The sequence below is a fragment of the Flavihumibacter solisilvae genome (genome assembly GCF_000814475.1).
In the GTDB taxonomy this organism is placed as follows: domain Bacteria; phylum Bacteroidota; class Bacteroidia; order Chitinophagales; family Chitinophagaceae; genus Flavihumibacter; species Flavihumibacter solisilvae.
The window spans coordinates 56,367-68,375 of record NZ_JSVC01000002.1 but is presented as its reverse complement, the minus strand read 5'-3'; the positions used below and the strand labels follow the sequence as shown (position 1 = coordinate 68,375).

Annotated in this window: 9 protein-coding genes; 3 read left to right on the top strand and 6 right to left on the bottom strand. The window is 46.1% G+C overall.

Features of this window, described 5'->3' with window-relative positions; translation table 11 throughout:
• Positions 1 to 13: 13 nt before the first annotated feature.
• Genes OI18_RS02220 through OI18_RS02205 form a run of 4 tightly spaced genes read right to left on the bottom strand, consistent with a single transcriptional unit; the run spans position 14 to position 4,485 of the window.
• Positions 14 to 1,351 carry an MFS transporter gene (locus OI18_RS02220; protein WP_052272790.1) on the bottom strand — a complete coding sequence of 446 codons (1,338 nt, stop codon included), beginning with the start codon at positions 1,349 to 1,351 and terminating at the stop codon, positions 14 to 16.
• Between the two features lie 48 nt (positions 1,352 to 1,399).
• A complete protein-coding gene (locus tag OI18_RS02215; protein ID WP_039136770.1) occupies positions 1,400 to 2,071 on the bottom strand; it encodes a beta/alpha barrel domain-containing protein in 672 nt (223 codons plus the stop codon).
• A complete protein-coding gene (locus tag OI18_RS02210; protein ID WP_039136769.1) occupies positions 2,064 to 3,065 on the bottom strand; it encodes a sugar kinase in 1,002 nt (333 codons plus the stop codon). Before OI18_RS02210 ends, OI18_RS02215 begins: the two co-directional genes overlap by 8 nt.
• 28 nt (positions 3,066 to 3,093) lie before the next feature.
• Positions 3,094 to 4,485: an arylsulfatase gene (locus tag OI18_RS02205; RefSeq protein WP_039136766.1), complete on the bottom strand. Its 1,392-nt coding sequence runs from the start codon at positions 4,483 to 4,485 to the stop codon at positions 3,094 to 3,096.
• A gap of 150 nt (positions 4,486 to 4,635) precedes the next feature.
• On the opposite strand from OI18_RS02205, the gene OI18_RS02200 reads away from it, so the two are divergent.
• From OI18_RS02200 to OI18_RS02190, 3 genes are read left to right on the top strand one after another with little or no spacing between them, the layout of a single operon-like run.
• Positions 4,636 to 6,786, top strand: a complete 2,151-nt coding sequence (locus OI18_RS02200) for a hypothetical protein (RefSeq protein ID WP_039136765.1) — start codon at positions 4,636 to 4,638, stop codon at positions 6,784 to 6,786.
• A gap of 49 nt (positions 6,787 to 6,835) precedes the next feature.
• A complete protein-coding gene (locus OI18_RS02195) occupies positions 6,836 to 8,023 on the top strand; it encodes a helix-turn-helix domain-containing protein (RefSeq protein WP_039136763.1) in 1,188 nt (395 codons plus the stop codon).
• 53 nt (positions 8,024 to 8,076) lie between these two features.
• Entirely contained in the window at positions 8,077 to 8,964 is an 888-nt protein-coding gene (locus OI18_RS02190) for a UbiA prenyltransferase family protein (protein ID WP_039136761.1), read from the top strand.
• A gap of 26 nt (positions 8,965 to 8,990) precedes the next feature.
• Here OI18_RS02190 and OI18_RS02185 read toward each other — a convergent pair whose 3' ends face one another.
• On the bottom strand, positions 8,991 to 9,452 hold the full coding sequence (locus OI18_RS02185; RefSeq protein WP_152616705.1) for a hypothetical protein: 462 nt from the start codon (positions 9,450 to 9,452) through the stop codon (positions 8,991 to 8,993).
• A gap of 38 nt (positions 9,453 to 9,490) precedes the next feature.
• Positions 9,491 to 11,881: an ABC transporter permease gene (locus OI18_RS02180; RefSeq protein WP_039136757.1), complete on the bottom strand. Its 2,391-nt coding sequence runs from the start codon at positions 11,879 to 11,881 to the stop codon at positions 9,491 to 9,493.
• Between the last annotated feature and the right edge of the window lie 128 nt (positions 11,882 to 12,009).

Below are 12,009 nucleotides of genomic sequence, written 5' to 3'. Positions count from 1 at the left end.
CAATTTTCCTGGATTACGGTCGCGGCGGACGCGGAACGAGCATGTGCATAATAAGCCATGCAATAACATAAGCTATTCCGCAAATCAGGAACATAATGGCATAACCGGTGTTGAGTTGGCCAAGTGCTTTAAAGTGATCGAACAGCATACCGGCGAGTTTAGCAATAAGCATTCCGCCAAGTGCACCGGCCATACCACCCATTCCTGTTACCGACGCGACTTTTTCCTTTGGAAACTTATCTGAAACCGTTGTGTACATATTAGCGCTCCAGGCCTGGTGAGCAGCTGCTGCCACTCCTATGATGAAGATCGCCCACCACATTCCCAGCTGTCCCAGCTTCGACGCGAATACAACCGGAACAGCACAACAGGCATAAATAAACATAGCTGTTTTCCGGGCACGGAATACAGTCCAGCCGCCATTGGTAAAATAAAGTGGAAGCCAGCCTCCTGCCACACTGCCGACCGCTGCCAGTGTATAAACCAAAGCGACGGGTAAGGCTATGGCAGTGCCTTCGAGACTATATTGTGCCTTTAAAAACGCAGGCAACCAGAACAGGTAGAACCACCAGACAGGATCAGTCAGGAACTTGCCTAAAATAAATGCCCAGGTTTGCCGGTAACCCAGCAGTCTGAGCCACGAATCATTCTCATTTTGAGAATTACTCTGCGATGGTATCGAACCTGCAGTTCCTGTGGCAGTAGATTCTTCATCCTGTATATATTGCAGTTCTGATTGACTGAGCCTTTTCTGCCGCCCGGGAACTTCGTAATAGATGTACCATACAATAATCCAAAGGAACCCAATTGAACCCGTCAGGATGAATGCCATTTTCCAACCCCACAATTCTGCGATTAGTGGAACGGTAAGTGGGGCAAGGATGGCACCGACGTTTGTACCGGCATTGAAAATTCCAGTGGCAAGCGCCCGCTCTTTCTTAGGAAACCACTCTGCAACGGCTTTGATTGCTGCAGGAAAGTTTCCGGCTTCGCTTACTCCCAGTGCAGCCCTTGCAAGAATAAATCCACCAGTGGTTTGCACAAACGCGTGGCCAACTGCAGCAATACTCCAAAGAAAGATGGAAACAGCATATCCCGTCTTAGTACCGGTCCTGTCAATTACCCTGCCGATTAAAAGCAGGCCAATGGCGTATGTGAGCTGAAAGGCAACCACGATATTGGAATAGTCCGATTCTGTCCAATGAAAATCTCTTTCCAGGTAAGATTTCAGCAGGCTAATTACAGCACGATCGAGGTAATTAATGGTAGTGGCAAAAAACAGCAATCCGCAAATGACCCATCGGTACTTACTGTTCACAGCAGGCTTAAGTGTTTCAACAATCGTTGGCATGTTTCAAATTAAAAATTCAAAAGGGAAATTCAAAAGGGAAAGTGCGACCTATCTTCCGGGAGGCACGATGCTCTGAACGAGGCGCAGGGCATTTCCAGCCGCGACAGAGAGGCCGTCATAATCATTATTTTCAATGTATGATTTTTTGATCAGCATACTTCCCATACCTACTGCTGCAACACCGGAACCAAACCAAGCAGTAAGATTCTTTTCCTCCGGCTCCACTCCTCCTGTAACCAAAAAGGACAGACCAGGAAATAATTCTTTTACTGAACTGATAAATGCCGGCGTGAGCACATTCCCGGGAAACACTTTTACCAGTGTTGCACCGTGTGTTTCTGCCATTGATATTTCGGTTGGAGTCATAGTACCAGGCACCCACAATAATTTAGCGTCTGCAACTGTCTCAGCTACTGAAGAGTCTATAGTCGGGCAAACAATAAAGTCTGCACCTTCACCGATAAATTGATGTGCATCACTGGCTGACTTGATTGTGCCTATGCCAAGCAGCATTCCCGGCAGCTCCGCATCAACCAGTTTCCTCAGCCCGGAAAAATTCCGCCGTGCATGTTCGCCCCTGTTGGTATACTCGACAGCCCTGAGTCCGCCTGCATACAGGGCTTTCAGGATCCGACCGCTTATCTCAACACTGTCCTGGTAAAATAACGGTAGCAATTTCTGCTGCAGCAGGAAAGCTGCTGTTTGATGTTTATCAGGCATGTTTCATCTTTTGCAATATGGATTCAATTGTTGAACTGGTACAGTCACCCGCGATAAATAATTTATCAAATGCCGCGGCTGTGGCAAAGTCCAGGGTGCACTGCTCCCTGTATTTATTGAAGTTGCCGTAAATAAGTCCTGCCATAAAGCAATCTCCACTACCGACCTTGTCCACTATTCCAGTTGTACTGTACTCGGATGAAACGAATAATTTACCTGAGCTATACATGGTTGCATAATACTGCAAGCCAGATTCGTTTTCAAAGCGGAATGTGTTTGCCACCTGCCTGCACCGTTGAAACTGCAGCATCAGTTTTTCCGCTGATCTTCCGGATTCCTGCACAAGTGTTGACTTGTCTCGTGCCGCGTCAGGATCTACCTCTATGCCGAGCATCTTTTCGGCAGCCCAGATATTTCCCATAATCACGTCGCAGTGTTGCACGAGAGCAGGTATGACCTCAACAGGCGCTTTACCATATTGCCAGAGCTTGGCCCGGTAATTCAGGTCAACAGATATGGTGATGTTTTTTCTTGAAGCGGCGTCCAGTGCCTCAGCACAAACAGCTGCGGAATTGGCATTCAATGCAGGTGAAATGGCTGAAAAGTGAAACCAGGACACCTCTGCCATTTCCTTGTCCCAGTCAATTTGCCCGGTTTGCAGGTTGGCAAAAGCTGAACCAGCCCTGTCATAAATCACCCCTGCATGTTTCAGTTCAGCTCCCCGGGGCAGGTAGTAGGCACCCATCCGCTCACCTGAGAACATTATAGCATCAGTTTGGATATTCCGCCTTTTCAGTTCCGTAATAATTTCTGCGCTTATCTGGTTGTCGGGAATTGCAGTGGCATAACGTACAGGAACACCCCACCGGGCGAGTGCCGTTGCGGTATTTAATTCCGCTCCGCCCACATACACAGGCATGGCAGCATCTTCAATCCAGTTGTTCCCATAGGCAAATCGTAACAAAGGCTCGCCGAAACATAACACTGTTCTCATATGGCAGTTTACTTGCAGTTGCTCTAAGTTATGGTATCCTGAACAAACTACTTTCGGACGTTCTGTGTGAAGCATCCATCGCAGTTTCCATCTCCCGGCACCGGCCCGGTTCTCTTGCAGCCAGGTCCACGGCTTCGCCCGGATCTGACCTCAGATCATACAGTTCGGTATGATCCGGCTTGCCATTTTTGAAATAGCGGATGGCCTTCCAATTGTCCTTTCTGACAGCCTGCCTGAATCCATTCTCATAAAATTCCCAATAGAGAAAATCATGTTTTGGCTGCGCCTGCTGTAATAAGGCGGGATAGAAAGAGATTCCATCATTTTCCGGTGCCTTTGCACCGGTGATACCGGCAAGGGTAGGTAAAACATCCCAAAATGCCCCGATATAATTGCTTGTAATATTGGCGGCAATTTTTGCGGGCCAGCTGACAATAAAGGGCACCCTGATACCGCCTTCATACAGATCGCGCTTAATACCACGGAATGGCCCGCTGCTATGAAATACTTCCATAGCATCCTGCATCGTACGACCTCCTTCAATATGGGTACCGTTATCACTGGCAAATATCACGATCGTGTTTTTGTCCAGTCCTTTAGACTTAAGCAACTCCATTAGACTGCCGACATAACTGTCCATACCTGTGATCATGGCAGCATAGGCAGCTCTCGGGAAAGGCTGCGCCGCATAATGCTTCCCGGCAGGATGGGCTGTTTCAGGTGCAAACCTGCTGTTGCCATTTTTATCCAGATATTTTTTCAGAAAGCGATCAGGCACAGTCAGTCCCGCATGCGGCAGTGTATATGAAACGTATAAGAAAAACGGATCGCGTTCATGCTGCACAATAAAATCCCTGGCATATGTAGTAAACAATTCATTGAGATCAGACTTTCGTGCAGGCTGCTTAGCGGTTATGCCATTCTGCATTATCCAGATGGAATCAGATTCCTGGTAATGCCCTTCTACGTGATGGAGATGACCGGCGAAATAATCCCAACCTTTTTTCTCCGGCACTCCCGGAGTGTTCTGAAGTCCAAGACCCCACTTGCCTACCATTCCATTAACATAGCCCTTTTGCTTCAGCACCTGGGGAAGGATGGAATCCGCTTCACGCATCGGCAATTCACCGTTGCCCCTGATATACACATGCCCCGTATGCTGACCGGTCATCAGGCTTGCGCGTGAGGGTGCGCATACTGTGCTCCCTGAATAAAAATCCGTGAACCGCATTCCCCTCCTGGCAAGTGCATCTATATTCGGCGTTTGGATTTTCTTTTGACCGTAACAGCCGAGGTCTCCATATCCCATATCGTCTGCAAGGATAAAAATGATATTCGGTAATGGTTCGACAGCACCTTGAGCATGCAAGGTGTAAGCAAATCCAACGGTACAAATCAATATTAATACGTTACGGAACATGATTCATGTTTGTTATAAAGTGACTCAAAATTAACAGGGCAAAAATTCACAAACCGGACGCAATCGTTTGCTTATGTTTAGATGCGGATACCCACTCTAAAAACGAATATATTGTAGCTTGTTTGTATTATCATTTAAATCTACCCAGCCATGATTTCCAGGCTTCTTACCATAATTGTTATCACGCTTGTTTCCTCAGCCGGCAATGCGCAATCGGGCGACTGGCTGGTAAAACCTGTGACTGCAACTTCTCAGATCAAACTGTCTGCTGATAAGAAAGACCTGATGATGAATAACGGTCTTGTACAACGTAGTTTCCGCCTGGCACCAAATGCTGCCTGCATTGATTATCGAAACCTGGTGAATGGCCAGCAGTTGCTGAGATCTGTTCAACCGGAAGCAAAGCTGGTAATTAACGGAACGCCGTATAACGTTGGCGGTTTATATGGGCAGAAGGAAAATGCATATCTGCTTCCGGAGTGGATCGCGAATTTTACAGCAGGCCAATCCGATTTTCAATTCTCTGGTTATTCCATTGATGACCTTAAACCTTTTGTGAACTGGAAACCGACTACCTGGGCGATGAATAAATATCAGCCCCATGGAAAAGTTTTAACCATGAGTTATAAGTCAACTGTCCCTGAACTCACCGGGTTAAAAGTAAACGTACATTATGCATTGTATGATGGCCTGCCGCTCATAGCCAAGTGGCTCACACTTGAAAATAGCAGCGGCAAAGGTTTCAAAATAAACCGTGTGATAAATGAAGTGCTGGGAATGGTAGAGGAAGAAAGTGCGGTAGTTGGCAGCCCGGCACAGATGCGGAAACCACAGGGTATTTATCTAGAGACCGATTACGCATTCAACAATGCCATGCGGTATGATATCAGTGATCAAACCACACACTGGAAAACTGATTCATCATATACTTCGCAGGTGAACTACAATTACCAGACACCCTGCCTGCTTGAGATCTACCCGGATAAGGCCCCGGGTGTCGAGCTCAGGCCAGGTGAATCTTTTACTTCGGTACGAACCTTTGAATTACTGATGGACAGCTACGACCGTGAACGTCGAGGACTCGCGATCAGGAAAATGTACCGCACTATTGCACCCTGGACTACCGCCAATCCGATTTTCATGCATCTTGTCAGCCGCAATGACGAGGAAGTTAAGACGGCCATCGACCAATGTGCCGTAACTGGTTATGAAGCACTGATCCTGAGTTTCGGCAGCCACATCAACATGGAAGACACATCCGTAGAAAACATTGACAGGTGGAAAAAGAATGCGGAATATGCTCATAACAAGGGAATACTGATCGGCGGTTACTCTCTTTTCAGCTCAAGGCGCATCAGTGACGATGATGATGTGATTAATCCCGCTACAGGTAAACCAGGGGGAGCTTTTTTTGGCAATGCCCCTTGTTTTGGCAGCAAATGGGGATTGGCATACCGGGACAAAATAAAAAGCTTCTACTCGAAAACGGGATTCGATATCTGGGAAAATGATGGGCCCTATCCCGGGGATGTTTGTGCGTCGACAACACATCCCGGCCACCAGGGACTGGATGACTCACAATGGAAACAGATGCTGATCCAAAAAGAATTATACCGCTGGCTGAATGAGAAAGGTGTGTATATCAATGCGCCCGATTGGTATTTCCTTGATGGCACGCACAAAATCGCCATAGGTTACCGGGAGGTAAATTTCTCTCTTCCACGTGAGAACCAGATGATACTTAATCGCCAGAATATTTTTGATGGAACATGGGAAAAGACGCCATCCATGGGCTGGGGATTCGTACCGTTGACAAAATACCAGGGTGGTGGTCCGGAAGCAATTCTTGAACCATTGAATGATCACCTTAAAGATTACGAGCAGCTGATGATGCAATATTACGGAGCAGGCGTTCAGGCATGTTACCGCGGACCAAGATTGTATGATACCGATGCGACCAGGCAGACCGTGATCAATGTAATCCGTTGGTATAAAAAATACCGCGACATTCTGAACAGTGATATAGTTCACCTTAGGAGAGCTGACGGCCGCGACTGGGACGGCATTCTGCATGTTAACCCAAGCCTGGGTAACAAAGGTTTGCTAATGATCTACAACCCCACAAAAGAAAAAATAACACGCAAAATCGCAGTGCCCCTGTATTATACCGGGCTCACCAAAACAGCTAGGATCAGTGAGAAGGGATCAGCTCCGCAGCAATTCACGCTGGATCGCAAATATGAGGTTGAACTGAAGGTCACTTTGGAGCCCGGATCGTATTCCTGGTGGGTCATTGAATAGGGGATTTTCCGTATCTTGATCATACGCTTTACCATCAGGAGGAGTGTATATGTTGTCGCTGTCAGAAAACATTCTCAGGATCATTTCTGGGTTTGGTATCCTCCAGGGGATACTACTGGCCGCAATAATTTATTTCCACAAAAAGAGTGACAGGTCGGTAAACACTTTCCTTGCGCTGTATATCATCGCCGCTTCCCTGATCCTCACCATTCCTTTTATCATCCATATCGTAGGCTGGCAACACAGCTTCTTTATCCAACCTGCGCCATTCCTTACAGGGCCACTGGTTTACCTATATCTCCGAAGCTTCAAAGGAAGGATAAATTTGCGCAAGGCAATTCCACACTTCATCCCGTTCATTTTATTCTTTTTCATTGCTTACTATAACATCAACAAGTTTGCAAAGATCTATCCTGATGAAAAAGTGGTGCCACCGGGTCTCATCCAAAGCCCGACGACAATCCTGATTCTCTATTTACGGCCTATGCACCAGCTGGTCTATTATTTCATGGCGCGGCGTGTACTGTTGTCCTACCAACGTTCCATTCATCACTTGTTTTCGGAAACCAACAGGATTGAATTAAACTGGGCAAGGTTGCTGATCAATGGATACCTTGTGCTAGCCTGTATATTTGTCCTGGTCTTCCCATTTGCTGTGTTCTTCCCCGAACATGTAGCAAAAATCATGTGGTTCAATTTTGCGTTTGGAGCACCATATATTTATCTCGTGACCTTTAAAGGAATAATGCAGCCTACCATCTGGCAAGTGCAGCCGGAATCTAACAAGGAGAATGTAGAGGTTGAGATCAATGATGTAGAAAACATGGAAACCGAACTGGCCGACGAGAAAACAAAACCCAGCCGCACGGGATTCAATCCGGAAAAAATTGAGGCACTCGCTGCAAAGGTGGTGGCTCTCATGGAGCATGAAAAGATCTTCCAGGAACCTGAGCTCACGCTCCAGCAACTGGCACAGAAACTGGGCACTTCGGCCCATCTTCTGTCGCTGGCCATCAATGACGGACTCAAAAAAAACTTCTATGACCTGGTTAACGGGTACAGGGTTGAGGAAGCCAAACGCCTCTTGCTTGATCCGAAGTCTAATAATTACACCGTTCTCTCCATCGGCTTTGAGGCAGGCTTCAATTCAAAGACCACCTTCAACACTGTGTTCAAGAAATTTACAGGTCTGACTCCCACTGCCTACAAGGAACTGCAGGGACAACCTGTATTGTAAAGCGACAAATTAACAGGTGATGCAACCGCAGACAACGTTATTTTGCAGGCAGGATGAAGTTTATCTTTTACGGCAATTATTTTTACGGGCTTTGTGCAGTGGCGCTTTCAATAGAAGCTGCCCTGCAACAGCGGTACCCCCTGAATGACCCCTGGTATTACCTGTTTGTATTCCTCCTGACCATCTTTTATTACATGTACCCCTATGTCCGGAAGACTACCATGACCGGCCGAAACCCCCGTTCAAACTGGTACACCCGGTATTACAGTCTTATGCGCACCAACCAGCTGGCAATCGGATTGGCACTCGCAATCCTGGGTACTGCTTTTCTATTGAAATTTGGAAAACATCTCATAACAATGTCTGTCAGTCATTGGTTGTGGATACTGGTGTTCCCGCTGGCAGGCCTGCTTTATTATGGCGTAAACCTCCTGCCGCGGGGGTTTAACCTGAGGAACCGGGGATGGCTCAAACCCTTTGTGATTGGTTTTACATGGGCAGGACTTGTAAACATTTACCCTGTTATGTATTATGACATTACACATGGCCTGTCGTTTACTACTGACCTTGTAAGCCTGTTTCTTTTCCTGAAGAATTTTATGTTTATTTCAGTACTGTGTATAATGTTCGATATCAAGGACTATTCAACTGACTATATCAGCAGCCTGAGGACATTTGTTGTGCGTCTTGGATTGCGTAAAACCATTTACAGCATATTGCTTCCACTGTCGGTGATCGGCCTGGGCACGTTTGTCTATTATGCAGTCAAAAACCACTTTCACCCAATGAAAGTGGTCCTGAATGTCATTCCCTTCCTGCTACTGCTGGCTGTGGCTTATTCTTTGCTGAAACGACGAACCATCCTGTATTTCCTGGTTGTTGTTGACGGCCTTATGCTGATCAAAGCGATCTGCGGAACAATCGCCATGGTGTACTTTTGATAACAGAGAAGTTGATACCAGCCTGCTTACTGCATTGCTTTAGAAGTATATACCTGCAATTCAACAATCCGTCCGTCGCTGTTAAACCGCCAGTTTTCCTGTAACAATATTGAATCGGCTTTCCCATTTGTGTCCGACCATTTTTCTATGCCCCAGGACCTTACCCAATTGTCACCTGTAGCGGAGTCTGCAGTCACAATCTCATTATGCGCAACGTTATCATTTGAGGCCAGTAAGCCCCTGTAGTATTTTAACCGCGAAAGCAATGTGTCGGAACTGATGTTCCATACAGTACCATCGGAGAAGCGGAAAGATACCGTATCTGCGAAATAAGACTTGTAATTTTCCCAACTGTTACTGTCATAGGCTTTCCGGACCAGGGCCACCTTATTTTTATAGACAGATTCACTATCAGTAGCTGCCTTTTCGGAACAGGACATTGCAATAAGCAGCAGCATACAGGAGAGGATTCCCAGGCTCTTCTTCATTTTTTTTGCGAATGAAAATAATGAAAAATTGCCAGCGGTCATTCGGTTTTCAGGCTTTTCACCGGATTTGCAGTAGCAGCCTTTACTGCCTGCAAACTCACGGTCAATAATGCTACTGAAATAACAAGTATACCTGCAGACGCAAAAAGCCACCAGCCTGGCTGAATCCGGTAAGGATAATTCGCCAGCCACTTTTCGGCAGCAATCCAGGCAATTGGAAAACTCATCAAAAGGGAAATCACCACAAGTTTCAGGAAATCTTTTGACAGGATAGTAGTGACACTTGCGACGGAAGCTCCAAGCACCTTGCGGATTCCGATCTCTTTTGTCCGCTTTTCAGTTGACAACACAGTCAGGCCGAACAAACCGATACAGGAAATGAAGATCGTCAGGATGGCACTGAATAACAAGATCTGCTTCCATCTCGCTTCAGATTCATAGTACCTGAGATTTTCCTCATCGGCAAACTTAAAGATGTAAGGGTCTAATGGAAACTGTCCCTTAAACACTTTTTCCATTCGCGGCAATACCGACGCAATAGAGTTTGGCCGAACCCGGATCAATACTTTACCATAGGGGTTGCCAGGTTTCATTGTGAAGAGTTGCGGACCGATCTTATTCTGAACTCCTTCGTAATGATAATCTTTTACGACTCCGACAACAGTATACTTTTCATTCCTGTACCAGAAATCCACTTGTTTGCCAAGCGGCTGTTGCCATTGTGCCTCTTTCACGAAACTCTCATTGACAAGTATCGAATTATTGGAATCGGAAACCAGTTCCGGGCTGAAATTTCTCCCCTGCACAACCGGGATCTGTAACAGCGGAAGATAATTTGCTGACACCGTTTCATACGCAAAGCCAATTTCTTTATCGCCATTTACCCTGGCCCTTGTTCCCCAGCTGCCGCCATTTTTATAGCACACCTCGGTTATGCCGGGTATCTTCATTAGTTCCTGCGTGAGCAGTTGGGAAGTATTGTGGGGGAATGCTCGGTTCTCTGTATAGATCACATTGGAATCCTCATACCCAAGATCTTTTGTTACGAGGTAATTGAACTGGGAAAAGATCGTAAGCGTGCCGATTATCAGGAAGGTGGCGAGCGTAAACTGGACTACCACCAGCGATTTCTGAAGATAGTTCTTGCCCCCCATATTAAACCGGCTGTACAATGTCTGCACCGGGTTATACCGCGACAACACCAGCGCGGGATAGAAACCAGCAAGCAGACCTGTAATAAGGAAAAGAATAAGGTAACCGGTTATTAACTCGGCATCGACCAGGTAGCTGACCGAAAGCGCTTTGTTCGACAGGTGATTGAAAACCGGCAAAACCAGGTGCGCTAAAAATATCGCCAGGATGAAAGCAATAAAACACAGCACAAATGATTCGCCCAAAAACTGGATAACCAATTGCCGCCTCGCACCACCTATAACCTTTCTGATCCCGATCTCTCTTGCACGTTTAATTGACCTGGCAACAGTCAGGTTAATAAAATTGATACAGGCAATAAGGAGAATGAAAATGGCAATGCCGGATAAAATATATGAATACATTGGGTTGCTCGCACCAGTCAGTCCGTTACTTGCAGGTAACTCCTTACTGAGATGCATATCAGTAAATGGCTGCAGGAAATAAACTGACCTGTCCTTCATATTATATTTCTCTGCTATCATTTTAATGGAAGCCGCGGCATCGGTTTCATAAAACTTCTGCATGTTGGCTTCAATTGCTTTCACGTCCGCACCTGGCTGCAGCTTAACAAAAGTGTTCAGGAAAAAATTAAACCAGTTTTCATTGTCAGCTTCATCCTTTGCCGAAACTTTAATTGGAAGAAGTACGTCGAACCTTATAGATGAATTCTCAGGACAGTTTTTTGCAACACCCGTAACCACATACGGCTTGAACTCATCTTCTTCTTTAAGCAGAAGGGTTTGACCTATAACATCAACATTACCGAATTGCTGCCGTGCCATTTTCTCTGAGATCACCACATTATAGGGATTGTCGAGGGCACTGGAGGGATCCCCGGACAAAAGTGGAAAGCTAAAAACATCAAAAAAAGCAGTATCCGTGAGGAACACTTGCTGGGACCTGATTTCCGTTGCAGTCTTCAGGTCACGGTAATGTTCCTGGTAACGTACAAAGTGTTTTATCCCGGCAACATTCGATGCAAACCTAGGCCCCTGGAAATATCCTGAAAATCCATTTTTTTCACTTACGCCATCGGGCCTGATGTTTAAATATCCCACACGATATACCTGCTCCACGTCCCTATGGAACTTGTCATAACTGGCTTCATCCTTAATAAATAAAAGGATTAGCATGGCACATGCCAGGCCAATACTCAGGCCCGACACGTTGATTAAGGAATAAACCTTATTACGTTGGAGATTCCTGAAAGCGGTAATAAAATAGTTTCGCAGCATACAGAACTGGCCCCAAGCAATATGCCAATACGTATAAAATTGGAAATCAATTAATTAAGTTGCATACTGCCAGTAATGACTGTACGAAAGCGAACAGAAAAGTTGCAATAGCGGACATCGCAACAATC